Below are 17,637 nucleotides of genomic sequence, written 5' to 3'. Positions count from 1 at the left end.
AAGCCGGTGGCGCCGGTACCACAAGGGTATCCGGCGCCACCGACAGTGACGCTCAGAGCGCCACAAGACGAAGAAATGTTACGCCGAGCGGCGCTTCATCTCGAGCTTGTCTTCAACGATCTCATGCAGCGCGATCGAGAGGGGCTTGTCGTCAACTGCCGACTCTACGAGCGGTCCAACATTGTCGAACAGGTTGCCGTCGTGAAGATCGGAGTAGTAATCGTTGATCTGACGCGCGCGCTGTGCCGCGAAGATCACCAGTGCGTACTTCGAATCGACCTTCTCGAGAAGGTCGTCGATGGGTGGGTCGATGATGCCGTTCACATTGGCCATGGGGACACTCTCCTCTGGTAGACCTTGACATTCTAGCCGAGTCGAATCAAAAACGTCGACGCGCCACCCTCGTGAAGTGTGTTTCTCTCATCTCCAGTCGCATATTTGTGGCGATAAGCTGACCGTACCCCCACGCCTGACACACACGTCATCGCGGCTCACTAGGAGTAATGACATGACACAATTCGTTGTTCCAGACCTCGTCGAGATGCTCAGCGTCGTCGACGCAGGCGCCCGCACGAGTTCAGATATTCTCACCGGGCCTCCCTTCCCAACCCCACACGGGCGCGCATTCGGCGGCCAAGTTATGGGGCAAGCCATCGCGGCGGCAGGGACGACGACGAGCGCGGATCACCGAGTGCACTCAATGCACGGGTATTTCCTTCGCCCCGGCGTTGCCGATGAGCGCATGACCTTCGAGGTTACGCCACTGCACGACGGTCGCTCATTCGCAACCCGTCGCGTGCAGGCATATCAAGATGGCCGCGAGGTGATGGCTATGATCGCCTCGTTCCAGATTGAATCCGGAGGCATTGCGCATCAGACTCCCTACGACATGGCCGGCATTACTCCGCCAGACGAACTTCCGTCAGTGTGGGAGAAATACGGCCATCTTGCTGACAGCGGTCGAGCATCGTGGATCCTCGCCCGCCCGTTTGACTTCAGGTATGTCGAGAGCGACACGCTTTTGAAAGTCGAGGAGAAGACTGGTTACCAGCGCGTGTGGATGCGCGCCAGGGACACCATGCCAGATGGCGACATGCTGCACGCTGCAGCGCTCACCTTTGCGAGTGACTACGTGCTTATTGAGCCGGTGCTGCGTCGCCATGGCATTCCGTGGGCGACCCCTGGCTTCAAGGCAGCAAGCCTTGACCATGCGGTGTGGTTCCATCGCCCATTCCGGGTGGATGAGTGGCTCCTCTATGAACTCGACACCCCAGTTGCCAGCAACGGTCGCGGGCTAACGCAGGGTCGCTTCTACAACACAGCTGGCGAACTCGTTGCCACCGTCGCGCAGGAATCGACGGTCAGGCTCCCCCAGAACTAAGTCACCCTGCACGTGCTCGGCACGTTCGGCGCCCCGAGCATCAACGGTTCCTCGTCAGGATGAAACGGCAACGCCGCTCCGCTCGCCTATCGGCGCAGCGTGAGCGGCGTATCCTTCCACGGCTCTATCGAGGCACGTCCTTCTGGCGACAGTCGAGTCGGACGGAGCGTCTCCCCATCAACGATCACAACCGTTGTGATCGCGCGAGCAACAACGCTGCGTTCCGCATTCGAACCGTCAAAAATCTCGTAGTGGACTTCGAGGCTTGAGCCGCCGAACTTACCGATCCACATCTCGATGGTGATGGGGTGCTCTGAGTATTCAAGCACCCGGAGAAATTCAATCTGCTGGCTCGCAACAAGCATCTTCGGGCCATCAGGAGCGTCGCCCCTGAAATGCTTCTCCATGCCCGTCTGCTCCCTGCCGGAGCCGAGCCAGAAGAGGCGCACGCGCGCTTCCTCGAGGTACCGAGCAAAGGTCACGTTGTTGACATGACCGTAGGCGTCTTGATCCGCCCACCTCAGTTCAAGGTCGATATGCGCGCGCGCCATCTTCTGTACTCAATCCGTGTGACTTAGTCGCGAGTCAGCTTGCGGTAGTGGCTACGCGATGGCTTCGCAGCATCGGCACCAAGGCGCTCAACCTTATTTGCCTCGTATGCCTCGAAGTTACCCTCGAACCAGTACCAATTCGACGGGTTCTCTTCGGTGCCCTCGTACGCAAGGATGTGCGTCGCAATGCGATCCAGGAACCAACGGTCGTGAGTAATGACCACTGCACAACCGGGGAACTCGAGCAACGCGTTCTCCAGCGACTGCAGGGTCTCAACGTCAAGGTCGTTCGTCGGCTCATCGAGGAGCAGGAGGTTGCCACCCTGCTTCAGCGTCAGCGCGAGGTTCAGTCGGTTGCGCTCGCCACCTGAGAGCACGCCAGCCTTCTTCTGCTGGTCCGGGCCCTTAAAGCCAAACTTCGACACGTATGCGCGCGACGGAATCTCGGTCTTACCAACCGTGATGATGTCGAGGCCATCAGAAACAACTTCCCAGAGGTTCTTCTCAGGGTCGATGTTTGCGCGGTTCTGATCCACGTAGCTGATCTGAACCGTCTCACCGATCTTCAGTTCGCCACCGTCGAGAGGCTCAAGTCCAACGATGGTCTTGAAGAGCGTGGTCTTACCCACACCATTCGGGCCGATGACACCGACGATACCGTTCGGCGGAAGGCTGAACGACAGACCGTCGATGAGCGTGCGCCCATCGAATCCCTTGACGAGATCCTTCGCCTCAATGACGACATTGCCCAGACGTGGACCAGCTGGGATCTGGATCTCCTCGAAATCGAGCTTCCTTGTGCGCTCCGCCTCAGCAGCCATTTCCTCGTAGCGAGCGAGACGAGCCTTCGACTTCGTCTGGCGACCCTTGGCGCTCGAACGAACCCACTCGAGCTCGTCCTTCAGACGCTTTGCGAGCTTGGCGTCCTTCTTGCCCTGAATATCGAGGCGCTCAGCCTTCTTCTCAAGGTAGGTCGAGTAGTTGCCTTCGTAGGGGTAGAGACGACCGCGGTCGACCTCAGCGATCCACTCAGCAACGTTGTCAAGGAAGTACCGGTCGTGCGTAATCGCGATGACCGCGCCGGGATACTTCTGCAAGTGCTGCTCAAGCCAGAGCACACTCTCAGCGTCGAGGTGGTTCGTCGGCTCATCGAGCAGGAGCAGGTCAGGCTTCTGGAGGAGCAGCTTGGTCAGTGCGACACGACGCTTCTCACCACCCGACAGGTTTGAGACCGAAGCCTCAGCCGGAGGGGTACGCAGTGCGTCCATCGCCTGCGCGAGCTGATTGTCGAGATCCCAGCCGTCAGCTGCGTCGATCTCTTCCTGCAGCGTGCCCATCTCAGCGAGCAACGCATCAAAGTCTGCGTCAGGCTCTGCCATGAGCGCCGAAATCTCGTTGAAGCGGTCAACCTTCGCCTTGATTGCGATGCCGTCCTGGATGTTCTCCAGGACAGTCTTCGACTCATCAAGCTCGGGCTCCTGCATGAGGATGCCGACGGTGTACCCCGGGGTGAGCATAGCTTCACCGTTCGAGGGAGTGTCAAGCCCGGCCATGATCTTCAAAATCGTCGACTTACCGGCACCGTTAGGGCCGACCATACCGATTTTCGCGCCGGGCAGGAACGACATCGTCACGTCATCGAGAATGAGCTTTTCGCCGACCGCCTTGCGCGCGCGAACCATCTGGTAAATGTACTCAGCCATGGTTCACAAGCCTACCAATCGATCAGGCGAGTCTGCCCAATTAGGCAGATGTCATTATTCGGCCCGAGGGCGGCATCCACGCGCGTGACGAACGTGCGGTCCTCGGTCATCACCTGTCCGAGGAGGCATGACTCGTCGATGCGAACAGAGACATAGATTGCGTCTGCAACGAGATCGGTTTTGGTCTCATCGAACGATACCTGCATGGCGTCCTTCGAAAAGCCTGCGTTCATGACCGCGGTAGAGACCTGCTGGCCCCGCACTTCTTCCGTGCCTGCAGCGAATGTACGGATCACCTCAGTGAAGTAGGGCAGGTTGTCTTCAGCCGACCCGTCAGGGACAAATTCAGGTGCCACCTCGGGAACTGGCGTTGTCGGCCGCTCAGGCGTGTCGGGAGTCGGGCCAGAAAGCAAGGCGCACGAGCTCAGTGTCACTGCGGCGAGCGCGGCGACGATGCCTGCGCCAGTGCGGCGAAGGGTTCGGCGGTGATCTGTAGTCTTCACGCGACCCATCTTAGGAGGTGCGTCCCTGCAAATGCAGTGTTGTTCACAGAAGGGGTCATGCCCATTTGGGTGCGGATCTTTCCACTTTGCGTGAGATCGCCCGACGGCGCCCCTGCTGCAAGAGATGCTGAGTGGCCCAACATATGTGAAGAGAAACGAGGGTCATCATGTCTCAGCCAGTAACCGTGGTCGGTCAGATCGCAACGGTTCCACGCTTTCATCGGTCAGCAAGCGGAGTCGAGTTCTGCTCGTTCCGTCTCGCGAGCACCTCCAGGCGATTCGACCGAGAGGGGAACAAGTGGGTTGATAGCGACACCAATTGGTTCACTGTGCATTTGTTCCGACGTCTCGCTACCCACGCCCGTGAATCGTTCGCAAAGGGTGAGCGAGTGCTTGTACACGGCAGGCTCCGCGTACGTCAGTGGGTGAATGATGAGAAGTCTGGCACCGCCGTCGAGATTGATGCTGAAGCCGTTGGGCACGACTTGCTGTGGGGCGTTTCGTCGTTCAGCAAGCGACCGCTTGAGCCAGAGCGCGGTGATGACGATGCTGAACAAGCGACCTCATCCGATACAGCAACACCGACGGCTTCGTCGACGACTTTCACCGCTCCGGCTCCGCAAGCCCGTGCAGAGGACCACGCAGAGAACCGCGAGCTCATAGCCACACCGTTTTAGCTTGCAGGTGCTGCATCAGGTACAGCTGTGCCCCGTGCATGAACAGCGCACGGGGCACAGGGCACAGCTGACCGCAACTCATCCAGCAATCGCGTGTGAGTACGATCGACCGCTCGCTAATCTCTGAGGTACTCAGTAAAGCGCGCACGCACCTTGTTCACTTTTGGAACTGCAACTGCGAGGCAGTATCCCTGGGTAGGGTTCTTTGCGAAGAAGTCCTGATGCGATTCTTCGGCTCGATACCACTCCCCGAGTTCATCAAGCTGAGTGACGACCTCGCCTGGCCAGATCTCATCCGCACGCGCAAGTGCCGCGATGGCCGCTTCACGCTGACGCTCATCCGCAACAAAGATGGCAGATCGATACTGCGTGCCAACGTCATTCCCTTGGCGGTTGAGCTGAGTGGGGTCGTGCATGGTGAAGAACGCATCAAGAATGACGTCCTCAGGGATGATGTCTGCGTCGAACGTCACGCGCACGGCCTCAGCATGTCCAGTCTGCCCGGTGCAAACCGCCTGATAGGTCGGGTTCGGGTATGTTCCGCCGGTGTAACCTGACTCGACCGCAGAAACGCCTCTCAGCGCCCGATAGGCCGCGTCAAGACACCAGAAGCACCCGCCTGCAAGCACCCACGTCTGTTCGTTATTCATCGTGCCACCTTCCAAAAAGTATCGCCGGGTGCCACAGGCATACGACGCTTATGTTCGCTCACACGGTAGAGGTGCTCGATTCGATCAGCCGCGGCATCCGGCACCTCGCGACCTTCAAGGTAGTCGTCAATGTGAGCGTACGAGACGCCAAGATTGTCCTCATCGGTTTGTCCTGGGTCGCCATCAAGCAGGTCAGCGGTGGGAATCTTTTCCCAGAGTCGACGCGGGGCCTCGAGCGCATCGAGCATTGCCGCCCCCTGTCGTTTGTTCAGGCCGGCAAGCGGAGTAACGTCTGCCGCCCCATCGCCGAACTTCGTGTAGAAGCCAGTGACTGCCTCAGCGGCGTGATCCGTACCAATCACGAGCATTCGACGATCGCCTGCAACGCCGTACTGCGCGATCATACGCGCACGCGCCTTGATGTTGCCCTTGTTAAAATCAGTTACTGGCTCGCCAGTGGCGCGTTCCAGCTCAGCAACTGTCGCATCGACGGTTGCTGCAACGTTGACGGACACTGTCCGGTCTGCACGGATGAACTGCAATGCAAGCTGAGCATCGTCCTCGTCATGCTGCACACCGTAGGGAAGACGCATAGCGATGAATTCCACTGTCTTCCCAGCCGCGCGCACTCGCTCAACCGCGAGCTGGGCGAGACGCCCAGTGAGTGACGAGTCCTGCCCGCCAGAGATACCAAGGACGTAGCCGCCTGCGCCAGGTACCGAGTCCAGATAGTCAGCAAGGAACTGGACCCTCGCTTCGACTTCTGCGGCAGCATCCGTTTCAGGCTGCACACCGAGGGCAGAAATGATCGCTTCTTGCATCGCACGCATGACTACAGGCTACTCCGCTCGCCGCCACCGACAAGTTCCTCCACAGGAGAGAGGCACCGCGGCCCAAGGATTCCCTTCAGCTCACCAAACAGCTCGGTGCTGACACGCACTTTCAGAGGTAGCTCGAACACACGAATTGCGTGTGAGGTTGCCAAGTGTAGACGCACTTCGCTCTCCCCCGAGTGTCGTTTCAACGTATTGAGGAGCTCATCCATTACCCGCTCAGTGGCACGGGTATCAAGGAGCGAAATCGTCAGCATCTGCGAATCGTCTTGCACGACCGCATCGACGGGCCGAACGCCATACGCGTGCATCGACATTCCGTCGTCGCGCGCGTTGAGCTTGCCGCGAAGCGCAACGATTGAGTCAGGCACCAGCATGTGCCCAAACTCTTGGTAAGACTTTCCCATAAACAGCGCTTGGATCTCGCCCGTGAAGTCTTCGAGCGTGACCATGCCATACAGGTTTCCCGACTTCGCAGTGCGGTGCTGCACGCTCGTGAGGAGACCAGCGAGTACAACAGTCTCACCGTCCATGTTCGCGTCAGGGTTCGTCGCGTTCTCAACGTTTGTCGATGATTCTTTCGCGAGCGCTGTCTCGAGTCCACGGAGTGGATGATCTGAGACATACAGGCCAAGCATCTCGCGTTCGAACGCGAGCTTGTCTTTCTTGGTCCACTCAGGCCGATCTGGGATCGAAGAAGCAGGAGCCGAACCGGAGTCCTCAGCTACCTCAGCGAACAGACTGTCAAAGTCGAATCCGACGTTGCCCATCTCCGCGTCGCGTTTGTCCTTCACCGCGCTCTCAACCGCGCTTTCGTGAATCTCAAGCAACGCACGGCGGGTACCACCCATGCCATCGAGCGCACCAGCCTTAATCAACGATTCCACCGTGCGCTTGTTCAACGCCGCGATAGCGACCTTCTTCAAGAAGTCGTGGAATGTCTCGAAGCGCCCCTGTTGTTCACGCCCCTCTCGAATCGCCTCAACCACGTTCGTGCCGACGTTACGAATCGCGCCGAGGCCGAAGCGGATGTCATCTCCCACAGCAGAGAAGTTCGAGAACGATTCGTTGACAGCGGGTGGCAATACGTTGATGCCCATACGGCGGCACTCGTTGAGGTAAAGCGCGAGCTTATCCTTCGAGTCACCAACACTCGTGAGCAGCGCGGCCATGTACTCAGCCGGGTAGTGCGCCTTCAGGTACGCGGTCCAATAACTCACCACACCGTACGCGGCGGAGTGCGCCTTGTTGAACGCGTAATCCGAGAACGGGAGCAGGATGTCCCACAACGCCTTGACCGCCGCCTCAGAGAAGCCGCGCTCCTTCATACCGCCGGCAAAGCCAGCGTACTGTTTGTCCAGTTCCGACTTCTTCTTCTTACCCATCGCGCGACGCAAGATATCGGCTTGACCGAGCGAGAAGCCCGCTACGCGCTGCGCGATCGACATCACCTGCTCCTGATAAATGATCAGGCCGAAGGTCGTCGAGAGGATATCTTGCAGTGGTTCTTCGAGCTCCGGGTGAATCGGAGTGATCGGCTGCAGACCATTCTTACGAAGAGCGTAATTGGTGTGCGAGTCTGCGCCCATTGGACCCGGGCGATACAGGGCGAGCACTGCCGAAATGTCTTCAAAGTTATCCGGCTTCATGAGGCGCAACAAGCCGCGCATCGGGCCGCCATCGAGCTGGAACACACCGAGAGTATCGCCACGGGCGAGCAGCTCATACGACTCAGCATCATCAAGCTCAAGGTGCTCCAGGTCGAGTTCTTCGCCTCGGTTCAAGCGAATGTTCTCGAGCGCATCAGAAATAATCGTGAGGTTACGCAGGCCCAAGAAGTCCATCTTGATCAGGCCGAGCCCCTCACACGTTGGGTAGTCGAACTGCGTGACGATCTGACCGTCCTGCTCACGCTTCTGCAGCGGAATGATGTCAATGAGCGGGTCACTCGACATGATGACACCGGCAGCGTGCACACCCCACTGACGCTTCAGGCCTTCAAGCCCAAGCGCGGTCTCGTAGACCTGCTTCGCCTCGGGATCAACGTCGATGACGGCACGGAACTCAGATGCTTCCTTATACCGCGGGTGATTGGGGTCAGTAATACCAGAAAGCGGAATGTCCTTCGCCATCACCGCTGGCGGCATTGCCTTGGTGAGCTTTTCACCCATGCCGAATGGGAAGCCCAGCACGCGAGACGCATCCTTGAGGGCCTGCTTCGACTTAATCGTGCCGTAGGTCACGATCTGCGCCACACGCTCATCGCCGTACTTTTCGGTCACGTACTTAATGACCTCGCCACGGCGGCGATCATCGAAGTCGACATCGAAGTCGGGCATCGAGACACGATCTGGGTTGAGGAATCGCTCGAAGATGAGTCCATGCTGCAGCGGATCAAGGTCTGTAATGCGCATCGCGTACGCCACCATGGAGCCAGCGCCTGAACCACGGCCGGGTCCAACACGAATGCCGTTTTTCTTTGACCAGTTGATGAAGTCGGCAACAACGAGGAAGTATCCAGGGAAGCCCATCTGCGTGATCACGCCGATCTCGTACTCCGCCTGCTTCCGAACGTCGTCAGGAATGCCGTTTGGGTACCGGTAGTGGAGGCCGTTCTCGACTTCCTTCACGAACCAGCTGTCCTCGCTCTCCCCGTCAGGGACAGGGAAGACAGGCATATAGTTCGCAGAAGTATTGAACTCAACGTTGCAGCGTTCGGCAATGAGGAGCGTGTTATCGCAGGCCTCCGGATAGTCGCGGAAGATGTGCCGCATCTCAGCAGCGCTCTTCAAGTAGTAACCAGAGCCGTCAAACTTGAAGCGGTTCGGGTCGTCAAGGCGTGACCCCGACTGCACGCAGAGCAGCGCAGAGTGCGCCTCGGCATCTGCCTCGTGAACGTAGTGAAGGTCGTTGGTCGCGACGAGTGGAATCGCGAGTTCCTTCGAGAGCCGCATGAGATCGTTTTGCACACGACGCTCAATTTCGAGGCCGTGGTCCATGATCTCGCAGAAGAAGTTTTCCTTGCCGAAGATGTCCTGGAACTCACCAGCGGCCTTACGAGCCTCGTCGTACTGACCGAGACGCAGTCGTGTCTGGATCTCTCCCGATGGACATCCGGTCGTCGTGATGAGCCCCTTGCCGTACGTCTGCAAGAGCTCGCGGTCCATGCGCGGCTTGAAGTAGTAGCCTTCCATCGATGCTCGCGACGACAGCCGGAAGAGGTTGTGCATACCTTGAGTCGTCTCGGACAGCATCGTCATGTGCGTGTAGGCGCCAGCACCCGACACGTCGTCGCCACCACCATTGCCCCACCGCACGCGCGTACGATCGGTGCGGTGCGTCCCGGGAGTGAGGTACGCTTCGATGCCAATGATCGGGTTCAGGCCGTGATCCTTCGCCTGCCGCCAAAAATCGAACGCGCCAAACATGTTGCCGTGGTCAGTTACCGCAACAGCCGGCATCCCCTGGGCTTCAACCGCGTCCATGAGTTGCCCGACGCGTGCCGCACCATCGAGCATCGAGTACTCGCTATGCACGTGAAGATGAACAAACCCGTCTTTATCTGACACCGGTCAGGCCCCTTTCGACGATCTCCAGGGTACCCTGCCAGACGCCCGAGTTCTTGGCACTCGCTGAACAAACAAGATCCGCCCACCAAGATCGGATTCTGTTCAGAATCATCATTCTTGGTGGGCGGATCAGTGCGCCGTGCGCGGATCGCGGTTGCTACGCGTCGAGCACCTTGAGGGCGTGGGCGAGATCAGCGGGATACTCCGATTCGAACTCCACGTACGTGCCAGTGTCTGGGTGCCGGAAGCCAAGACGCTTCGCATGCAGCCACTGGCGATCGAGCTGTAGTCGGTCGGAGAGCGTCGGATCAGCGCCGTACATCGCATCCCCAACACATGGGTGACGCTGTGCCGACATGTGGACGCGGATCTGGTGCGTTCGACCTGTCTCAAGCTCAATCTCAAGCAGCGTCGCGTATGGGTACGCTTCAAGCGTCTCATAGTGCGTGATCGAGGGCTTGCCGTCACTCGTGACCGCAAACTTCCACTCGTTACCTGGCGCGCGCCCAATGGCACCTTCCACAGTCCCAGCAGAAGGATCAGGGTGGCCCTGGACAACAGCGTGATAAATCTTGTGCACTTCGCGGTCTTTGAATGCGCGCTTGAGCACACTGTATGCGTGCTCACTCTTCGCGACGACCATGAGACCACTCGTTCCAGCATCGAGTCGGTGCACAATGCCCTGGCGCTCAGGTGGACCTGACGTCGCGATGCGGTAACCAGCGCCTGCGAGTGCGCCGAGCACCGTTGGTCCAGTCCAACCAATCGAAGGGTGCGCAGCAACCCCGGCTGGCTTGTCAATCACCACAACGTCAGTGTCATCGTAAATGATGCCGAGTTCTGGGACGTCGACCGGAATCACTTCGGGGCCCTGCGGCTCAGTCCACTCGATCGACAACCATCCGCCTTCAGCGAGACGATCTGATTTGCCGAGCGCCACACCATCGAGCTCGACACCACCGGCGGCGAGCACAGACTGCGCGAACGTACGCGAGAAACCAAGCAGCTTCGCGAGTGCAGCGTCTGCCCGTTCACCGGCAAGTCCGGGCGGGACGGGAAGGCTACGCTGTTCCACTGCGATCTTCTTTCTCGAGTTCAGAAGCTACGGCTGTATCGACCACAGCGTCTGACTGGGCTGGCTCGTCAGTAGCAGCTGACGCTTCGGCGGCAGCTTGTGCTTTCTCACGCGGGCCACCAGTGATCGGCAGACCGAGGAGCGTCACCAGCACAAAGATGCACATTGCTGACACGATGGCGACATCTGCGAGGTTGTAAATCGCAGGCATCATCCAGGGCGTGTAAATGAAGTCGATGACGTGCCCCTCAGGGAAGCCCGGATCGCGCGTCAAACGGTCAGTCAGATTGCCGAGAACTCCGCCGAGCAGGAGCCCGAGGAACAGCGCCCAGGGCACGGATCGCAACCGTCGGATCTGCCAGATAATCACACCAGCGACCACCGCGGCGAGGATCGTGAATACCCAAGTCGCGCCGCTCGCCATGGAGAAGGCGGCACCTGGGTTCCGCACGAAGAGCCACTGCAGCGCCTCGCCAAACACCTTCACCGGTTCACCAGGTGGGAGATTCGCAACGACCCAGTTCTTCGTGAGCTGGTCAATTGTTGCCACAACCGCCGCGACCGCGACGAGCAACGCAGGGATCCAGATGGATCGATGTGTCGCCCTCGCGGTCTGCGAAGGTTCGGTGGCGGGAATAATGTCTTCAGCCACCGTAGGTATTACTCGACGCCCTCGGGAATGCCCTCAGGCTCGTTCGTGGTGTCAAGACCACGAAGCTGAGACTGAATGTACGAACGCAGGGTTGTGCGGTACTCAGCCTCGAACTGACGCAGGTCGACAATACGACCCTTGATGCTCTTCACTTCGTCGGTGTGTACGCGCATCTCAGCCTCGCGCTTTGTCTGCGCGTCATCGGTGAGCTTCTTTGCGGTGCGCTCTGCATCGGTGACGAGCTGAGTGCTCTTCTTCTGGGCATCTCCAACGAGCTGGTCGCGGGTTTCTTCACCTTCGCGAACGTACTTGTCGTGAAGCTCGAGAGCCATCTGCAGCATTGCACTCGACTTGACCGCGTCTGCTTCGAGCGAAGCAGAGCTCTCGGTTGCAGCCGGAGCCGCAGGCTGGGGCGCAGCCGCTACCGGGGCAGCCGGAGCCTGGCTAGCGTTCGCGCGAGCCTCTTCAAGCTGTGCGGTGAGTTCGTCAATCTTGGCCTGCAGTTCAGCCTTCTCAGCTTCGTGCTGGCGGAACTCTTCGACAATCGTGTCGAGGAAATCATCGACCTGGTCGAGGTCGTAGCCATCACGGAACTTGGTGATCGTGAACTTCTGATTCACCACGTCTTCAGGTGTCAAAGCCATCGTTACCGTCTCTTTCGATTGGGGACCATTCGCATGATCGTCACACTTACGCTAGCAAACAAAGTGGCAATACCGCTTAGTTGTTTAGAAGTAACCCGGAATAATACCGAGTGCGATCCAACAAACAAACATTGCGATCATCCAACCCATGTCTATTGACACCTGGCCAAGTCGAATGGGCGGGAGGACCTTGCGAATCGCCTTCAATGGAGGGTCAGTCATGCTAAAAACAAACTCAACCAACACGGCAACAATACCGCGTGGGCGGAAACGAGGGTTCAGCACGACGACCCAGTCAATAATGAGTCGAGCCCAGAGGAACAACACGTAGATCCGAAGGAGGGTTCGGACCACAGTGGTGAGGATAAGCAGAATCTCCACGTGTTAGGCGTTGGGGCTCACGAAGAACGAACCAGTCTCTTCACGCGTGGGCTCATCGCTGCCCACCTCAATATGCTCTGGGGTGAGCAGGAAGACCTTGCTGGTAACACGTTCGATCCGCCCGTGCAAACCAAGTGTCAAACCACTCGCGAAGTCGATCAGTCGCTTCGCCTCTGACTCCCCCATTCGGGAGAGGTTGAGAATTACGGGCACACCCTCGCGGAAGCTCTCGGCAATAGCGCGAGCGTCCTTGTATTCGGTCGGATGCACCGTGAGGATTTCACTCATAGGCTGAGCCGGCTGATGACGAACCGGCGTCACTCGACGCAGCGGCGCTACCGTCGGGCGCGGTGCTGCCTTCGCAGGAGCCGCCTCAGCAGCAGCGGGACGCTGCACAGGGGCAGCCTGCTCGGCGGCCTCAGCGGCAAGGTCCTCTTCTGCGAGGCCCAGGAATACCATCGTCTTCTTCAGCGGGTTACCCATTTGTTACTCCCTACAATGCTTGCTCCGAGGTTACCGCTGGGGCGGCCTATTCCCGGTAATTGCGCTTCCAATTCTCAGGTGTGTCGCCCCTGCAGCGATAGCTTCTGCAAAATCGTGGGTCATGCCCGCCGAAATCGCAGTGGCGCTGGAATCAAGCGAGCGTACCCGCTCCGAGTAACCAGCGAGACGTTCGAACGCACGAGCGGGTTCCTCTTCAAGTGGTGCTACAGCCATCACGCCACGCAGGTGAAGTGATGGTGTTTCCAGGATCCGCTCAGCGAGCGACTCAATTGCGCCTGGTTCAATGCCACCCCGACCTGGGTCATCGGTGAGATTGATCTGCACGAACGCATCGATCGTTCGCTCAATTGGCGCAAGCGCATCAACGAGGCGCTCGCTATCAATGGAGTGAATAGCAGTGGCATACTGCGCAGCTTGCCTTGCCTTCTTCGTCTGCAACTGGCCAATGAAGTGCCAGTTCAGATCAAGGTCAGCAAGTTCGGCTGCCTTCTCACGCGCTTCCTGGTGCCGGTTCTCTCCGACATCGCGAACACCGAGGTCTGCGAGTGCAGACACCAGCGCTGCAGGGTGAAACTTTGTGACGACGATCAGCGTGACGTCATCCGCCGCACGACCAGCGGCCGAGCATGCAGACGCAACATCGGACTGCACGCGCGAGAGCCGCTCAGCGAGTGCCACGGTATCAATCTGCTGTTCCAATGTTTACCTCAGGAACTCCGGGATGTCGAGATCGTCATCATCGTCACCGTCGAATGCGGGATCATTCAACTGCGCCTCAACGGGAGGGCTCGAAAGTACCTCACCAAACTGAGACGAGAGCGTTGGTTCAGCAGCAACCGCCTTCTCGCGAGCCGCAGAGAACCCCGGGAATCCAAGACCAGTGGCCTCACCACCAGCATCGACAGCTCGGCCGTTGCTCTTTGCCTCGTCAAGGGTCTCATGGTGGCTTCCACGACGTCCGCGATCAGTGCTCTGCTGCGAGATGCCGTTGTCGGCGTCGAAGCCTGCAGCGATGACCGTGACACGCACCTCGTCGCCGAGGGTGTCGTCAATGACGGTACCGAAGATGATGTTTGCTTCAGGGTGCACGACATCTTGCACGAGCGTTGAAGCTTCGTAGATCTCGCTCAGCGCAAGGTTCGATGAGCCCTGGATCGACAGCAATACACCGTGCGCTCCCTCAACCGAGGCTTCGAGCAGCGGCGATGCGACAGCAAGCTCCGCTGCCTTGATCGCACGATCCGCACCGCGCGCCGAACCAATGCCCATGAGCGCGGCACCCGCGCCCTGCATGACCGATTTCACGTCCGCGAAGTCGAGGTTAATGAGTCCGGGGGTCGTAATGAGATCGGTGATGCCAGAAACCCCGGCAAGGAGCACCTGATCCGCTGCAGCAAACGCTTCGATCATGCTGATTCCGGGATCACTGATCTCAAGCAGACGATCGTTCGGAACCACGATAAGCGTGTCGACCGCTTCGCGCAGCGTGTTCACGCCATTGTCGGCCTGCGCGGCGCGGCGCTTACCTTCAAAGCTGAATGGGCGCGTGACAACACCAATCGTCAGTGCACCAATCGACTTCGCGATACGTGCAACGACGGGAGCGGCGCCCGTACCGGTACCGCCGCCTTCGCCAGCGGTTACGAAGACCATGTCTGCGCCAGCGAGAGCCTCTTCGATCTCCTCAGCGTGGTCTTCAGCGGCACGACGGCCGACCTCGGGGTCTGCACCTGCGCCAAGACCACGAGTCAACTCACGGCCAACATCAAGCTTCACATCAGCGTCGCTGAGCAGAAGCGCTTGTGCGTCAGTGTTCACGGCGATGAATTCAACACCGCGAAGTCCAAGCTCAATCATGCGGTTCACGGCATTCACGCCACCGCCGCCGACACCTACGACCTTGATGACCGCAAGGTAGTTCTGGTTGGTTGCCACCTGAGTTCCTCCGCTCAAACCTTAAAGTTCAACCTGAACCTTAAAGTTAGTATTGACGTATACGCTTCCCACCAAAGTTATGTGCGTACTGGCCCCGACCTCCATCGACACGCCGATTTAGAGGATCAACGGAATACAGGAGCCTCCGAAGATGAGACGTCGATGTAAGACACGCCGCGATCTTGCAATGAGGCAAGCATTTTCACGAGTACCGCAGCCTTCGCTTGGGTCCGATCCCGGTTGCCCCAAAAGACCTCTACGCCGCCTTCGAGCTTGAATCGCACGTCTTGCGCACCTTTTGCAGAGACCTCAACGATCTTGTTGCGCGGATCGGCTGGCAGATCGCGAATGATGCGTGCCGCTTCGGCGAACGCAGGCGTGGTGACGTCACTCACCTGTTCGTTCGCGAGTGGCACACCCGCAGGACGTTCCGCGGCAGTTCCTACCTGCACACCGGCGGCATCGTACAGCGTAAACCCGCCGTCGCCTTTGAGTGCGATCACAGGTGTTCGCTCCTGCACTCGCACAATGAGTGTGCTCGGCGGAATGAGTTCGACTCCAAAGCGCTCAATGAGAGGAAACCCTTCAAGCGCTTGAAAGACGTCATCCTTCGAGACGAGCGCAAGTGGCTGCCCCTCAAGCGTTGCCAGCTGTTCCGCCACAACGGCCGGATCAAGCGTTGAGGTACCCGTCACCTCAATGTTGCGCACCGACATGATCGGCGTAAAAACACCGATGAGCACGAAGAGCGCCAGCCCAAGCACCGTGCCACCAACGATCGCAATACGAATCCGCTTCCGCCGACCTGCTGCCGAAAAACGCTTCCGCTCTCGACGCTCACGGCGCTTCACGCTACGTTCGGCGACACGCACCCGACGTTTCGCGTCGCGCAGCGGATCCGCCGAGCGTGCTTCGAGGGCCTGCGAACCGCGCTGCACAACGCCGCCAAGCCAGGCTTTCGCGACAGCCGTGGATGCGGTCGGCGGGGCAGACGAATCAACGAACGATTCTTGCTCAGTCTCGCCGCCAGTCAGGACGTGGTTTTCCGAGGAGCCGGCGGCGGTTTCAGACACAGCTTCGCTGGCAGTTTGCATCACATCTGCCTGCCTGCCGGTGAGATCTGGGTCGAGCCCAGCGTCGAAACCGCCTGGACGCTTCACGCGCTTGCAGTCTCGAATCGACGAGTGAGGGCTTCCACGACCTGAGGAATGATCTGGTAGACCGTTCCACAGCTCATCGTCACCATGAGATCGCCCGGCTGCGCGATCTCCGCAAGGTACTCTGCAGCATCCTGCCACTCGGGCCGGTAGGCCACATTCGCGGGATCAACGAAGTCATTTGCGACAAGCGCACCGGTGACACCTTCGACTGGGTCTTCGCGTGCGCCATCGACTGCGAGCACGACCGTATGATCCGCACCGGCTTCAAGCACCTGCGCGAACTCCTTGTGGAACAGGCTGGTGCGGCTGTACAGGTGGGGCTGGTGGATCGCGATCACACGTCCAGTTCCGGCTGCAGCTCGTGCAGCTTCAAGGAGCGCCTCGACCTCAGTGTGATGATGTGCATAGTCGTCATAGACGCGTACGCCAGCAACTTCGGCATGGAACTCGAAACGGCGCTTCGTGCCACCAAACGTCGCGATCGCCTCAAGTGCTGGGCCGGGCTCAACGCCAAGCCCCACGAGCACCGCGAGTGCACCCACCGCGTTGATGGCGTTGTACTTACCAAACACCGAGAGCTGCGCGTCGTAGCGCTGCCCGTCTACCTCAACCGTGAATTTCACCGGCCCGGAGTCGTCAACGGCCACGAGTCGCACGTCAGCATTTGCTGCCTCACCAAAGGTGCGGATCGGCACTGTCGCACCGCGCTCACGCATCGTCGCAAGTACTTCAAGTGCTCCCGGGTCATCAGACGAGATCACGACAAGCTCACGAGCAGCACTCGCGAAGTCAACGAAAGCACTCATAAACGCTTCACGTGATCCGTAGAAGTCAAGGTGCTCAGGATCGACGTTCGTAATGAGCGCGACCGACGTGTCATACAGCAGGAACGACTTGTCAGACTCGTCAGCTTCAATGACGAACAGGTCGTCCTTGCCAGCGCTCGAGCTCACGCCGAGTGACTCAATGATGCCGCCATTCACGAAGCTTGGGTCAGCGCCAGTGCCCAGCAAGCCGGTAATGATCATGCCGGTCGAAGTGGTTTTACCGTGGGCCCCGGCCGCCGATACGACACGTCGACCACGCGACAGCCAGGCGAGCGCCTGTGAGCGGTGGAGCACAGGGAGGCCATCTGCAAGTGCACGCTGGTACTCAGGGTTGTCCTGCCAGAGTGCACCGGTCACGACGAGCGTGTCAGCGTCGCCAACATGCGCAGCATCGTGCCCAATCTTCACCGGAATACCGATTGCTTCAAGAGCCGCAGTCGAATAGGTCGCACTACGGTCAGAACCCGTCACCTGGACGCCAGCTTCGTGCATCATACGTGCGATGCCGCTCATGCCTGAGCCGCCGATACCAACGAAATGTACGCGACCGAGGTCTTCAGGCAGTTCCAGGTCGAGATCGGGATAGATCATC

18 protein-coding genes are annotated in these 17,637 nt (G+C 59.1%); 2 read left to right on the top strand and 16 right to left on the bottom strand.

What is annotated here, in order from left to right:
- Positions 1 to 78 precede the first annotated feature (78 nt).
- Positions 79 to 333 carry a DNA-directed RNA polymerase subunit omega gene (gene rpoZ / locus FW756_RS03405; protein ID WP_188024851.1) on the bottom strand — a complete coding sequence of 85 codons (255 nt, stop codon included), beginning with the start codon at positions 331 to 333 and terminating at the stop codon, positions 79 to 81.
- Between the two features lie 175 nt (positions 334 to 508).
- Here rpoZ and FW756_RS03400 point away from each other — a divergent pair, with 175 nt between their 5' ends.
- Positions 509 to 1,381: an acyl-CoA thioesterase gene (locus FW756_RS03400; protein ID WP_446428787.1), complete on the top strand. Its 873-nt coding sequence runs from the start codon at positions 509 to 511 to the stop codon at positions 1,379 to 1,381.
- Between the two features lie 86 nt (positions 1,382 to 1,467).
- Here FW756_RS03400 and FW756_RS03395 read toward each other — a convergent pair whose 3' ends face one another.
- Genes FW756_RS03395 through FW756_RS03385 form a run of 3 tightly spaced genes read right to left on the bottom strand, consistent with a single transcriptional unit; the run spans position 1,468 to position 4,138 of the window.
- The gene (locus tag FW756_RS03395) at positions 1,468 to 1,932 is read right to left on the bottom strand and encodes an acyl-CoA thioesterase (RefSeq protein ID WP_446428786.1); all 465 of its coding nucleotides are present in this window, start codon (positions 1,930 to 1,932) and stop codon (positions 1,468 to 1,470) included.
- A 23-nt stretch (positions 1,933 to 1,955) separates the two neighbouring features.
- A complete protein-coding gene (gene ettA / locus FW756_RS03390; protein WP_446428785.1) occupies positions 1,956 to 3,635 on the bottom strand; it encodes an energy-dependent translational throttle protein EttA in 1,680 nt (559 codons plus the stop codon).
- 11 nt (positions 3,636 to 3,646) lie between these two features.
- Positions 3,647 to 4,138 carry a DUF6993 domain-containing protein gene (locus FW756_RS03385; protein ID WP_446428784.1) on the bottom strand — a complete coding sequence of 164 codons (492 nt, stop codon included), beginning with the start codon at positions 4,136 to 4,138 and terminating at the stop codon, positions 3,647 to 3,649.
- Between the two features lie 167 nt (positions 4,139 to 4,305).
- Between FW756_RS03385 and FW756_RS03380 the strand changes: the two genes are divergently transcribed.
- Entirely contained in the window at positions 4,306 to 4,815 is a 510-nt protein-coding gene (locus FW756_RS03380; RefSeq protein ID WP_446428783.1) for a single-stranded DNA-binding protein, read from the top strand.
- 116 nt (positions 4,816 to 4,931) lie between these two features.
- Here the strand turns inward: FW756_RS03380 and msrA are convergent, their stop codons facing one another.
- The 12 genes from msrA to murC all read right to left on the bottom strand — a co-directional run bounded on the left by msrA (position 4,932) and on the right by murC (position 17,636).
- Positions 4,932 to 5,465, bottom strand: a complete 534-nt coding sequence (gene msrA, locus FW756_RS03375) for a peptide-methionine (S)-S-oxide reductase MsrA (protein WP_446428782.1) — start codon at positions 5,463 to 5,465, stop codon at positions 4,932 to 4,934.
- Positions 5,462 to 6,295, bottom strand: coding sequence for an ammonia-dependent NAD(+) synthetase (gene nadE, locus FW756_RS03370; RefSeq protein ID WP_446428781.1), 834 nt, complete (start codon positions 6,293 to 6,295; stop codon positions 5,462 to 5,464). Before nadE ends, msrA begins: the two co-directional genes overlap by 4 nt.
- A gap of 2 nt (positions 6,296 to 6,297) precedes the next feature.
- Positions 6,298 to 9,816 carry a DNA polymerase III subunit alpha gene (gene dnaE, locus FW756_RS03365; protein WP_446429199.1) on the bottom strand — a complete coding sequence of 1,173 codons (3,519 nt, stop codon included), beginning with the start codon at positions 9,814 to 9,816 and terminating at the stop codon, positions 6,298 to 6,300.
- 208 nt (positions 9,817 to 10,024) lie between these two features.
- Positions 10,025 to 10,942: an RluA family pseudouridine synthase gene (locus FW756_RS03360; protein WP_446428780.1), complete on the bottom strand. Its 918-nt coding sequence runs from the start codon at positions 10,940 to 10,942 to the stop codon at positions 10,025 to 10,027.
- On the bottom strand, positions 10,929 to 11,594 hold the full coding sequence (lspA, locus tag FW756_RS03355; RefSeq protein WP_446428779.1) for a signal peptidase II: 666 nt from the start codon (positions 11,592 to 11,594) through the stop codon (positions 10,929 to 10,931). Before lspA ends, FW756_RS03360 begins: the two co-directional genes overlap by 14 nt.
- An 8-nt stretch (positions 11,595 to 11,602) precedes the next feature.
- The gene (locus FW756_RS03350; protein ID WP_446428778.1) at positions 11,603 to 12,238 is read right to left on the bottom strand and encodes a DivIVA domain-containing protein; all 636 of its coding nucleotides are present in this window, start codon (positions 12,236 to 12,238) and stop codon (positions 11,603 to 11,605) included.
- 84 nt (positions 12,239 to 12,322) lie between these two features.
- Complete coding sequence (locus FW756_RS03345; protein WP_446428777.1) at positions 12,323 to 12,619, bottom strand: YggT family protein; 297 nt, start codon at positions 12,617 to 12,619, stop codon at positions 12,323 to 12,325.
- 3 nt (positions 12,620 to 12,622) lie between these two features.
- Positions 12,623 to 13,102 carry a cell division protein SepF gene (locus FW756_RS03340; RefSeq protein WP_446428776.1) on the bottom strand — a complete coding sequence of 160 codons (480 nt, stop codon included), beginning with the start codon at positions 13,100 to 13,102 and terminating at the stop codon, positions 12,623 to 12,625.
- A 30-nt stretch (positions 13,103 to 13,132) separates the two neighbouring features.
- Complete coding sequence (locus FW756_RS03335) at positions 13,133 to 13,822, bottom strand: YggS family pyridoxal phosphate-dependent enzyme (RefSeq protein ID WP_446428775.1); 690 nt, start codon at positions 13,820 to 13,822, stop codon at positions 13,133 to 13,135.
- A gap of 3 nt (positions 13,823 to 13,825) precedes the next feature.
- Complete coding sequence (gene ftsZ / locus FW756_RS03330) at positions 13,826 to 15,058, bottom strand: cell division protein FtsZ (RefSeq protein ID WP_446428774.1); 1,233 nt, start codon at positions 15,056 to 15,058, stop codon at positions 13,826 to 13,828.
- A 125-nt stretch (positions 15,059 to 15,183) separates the two neighbouring features.
- Positions 15,184 to 16,218: an FtsQ-type POTRA domain-containing protein gene (locus FW756_RS03325; RefSeq protein WP_446428773.1), complete on the bottom strand. Its 1,035-nt coding sequence runs from the start codon at positions 16,216 to 16,218 to the stop codon at positions 15,184 to 15,186.
- Complete coding sequence (gene murC / locus FW756_RS03320; RefSeq protein ID WP_446428772.1) at positions 16,215 to 17,636, bottom strand: UDP-N-acetylmuramate--L-alanine ligase; 1,422 nt, start codon at positions 17,634 to 17,636, stop codon at positions 16,215 to 16,217. The genes FW756_RS03325 and murC overlap by 4 nt, the downstream gene beginning before the upstream one ends.
- Position 17,637: the final 1 nt, after the last annotated feature.

The sequence above is a fragment of the Leucobacter sp. 1207-22 genome (assembly GCF_052850455.1).
The sequence above is the reverse complement of the archived record's forward strand: the minus strand, read 5'-3'. Positions and strand labels throughout refer to the sequence as shown.

Excerpts from the sequence above, each read along its gene's own strand:
- ettA (WP_446428785.1), bottom strand. The coding sequence starts at position 3,635 with ATGGCTGAGTACATTTACCAGATGGTTCGCGCGCGCAAGGCGGTCGGC.
- FW756_RS03395 (WP_446428786.1), bottom strand. The coding sequence starts at position 1,932 with ATGGCGCGCGCGCATATCGACCTTGAACTGAGGTGGGCGGATCAAGAC.
- FW756_RS03380 (WP_446428783.1), top strand. The coding sequence starts at position 4,306 with ATGTCTCAGCCAGTAACCGTGGTCGGTCAGATCGCAACGGTTCCACGC.
- FW756_RS03400 (WP_446428787.1), top strand. The coding sequence starts at position 509 with ATGACACAATTCGTTGTTCCAGACCTCGTCGAGATGCTCAGCGTCGTC.
- murC (WP_446428772.1), bottom strand. The coding sequence starts at position 17,636 with ATGATCTATCCCGATCTCGACCTGGAACTGCCTGAAGACCTCGGTCGC.
- FW756_RS03340 (WP_446428776.1), bottom strand. The coding sequence starts at position 13,102 with ATGGGTAACCCGCTGAAGAAGACGATGGTATTCCTGGGCCTCGCAGAA.
- rpoZ (WP_188024851.1), bottom strand. The coding sequence starts at position 333 with ATGGCCAATGTGAACGGCATCATCGACCCACCCATCGACGACCTTCTC.
- msrA (WP_446428782.1), bottom strand. The coding sequence starts at position 5,465 with ATGAATAACGAACAGACGTGGGTGCTTGCAGGCGGGTGCTTCTGGTGT.
- nadE (WP_446428781.1), bottom strand. The coding sequence starts at position 6,295 with ATGCGTGCGATGCAAGAAGCGATCATTTCTGCCCTCGGTGTGCAGCCT.
- dnaE (WP_446429199.1), bottom strand. The coding sequence starts at position 9,816 with ATGCTCGATGGTGCGGCACGCGTCGGGCAACTCATGGACGCGGTTGAA.
- FW756_RS03350 (WP_446428778.1), bottom strand. The coding sequence starts at position 12,238 with ATGGCTTTGACACCTGAAGACGTGGTGAATCAGAAGTTCACGATCACC.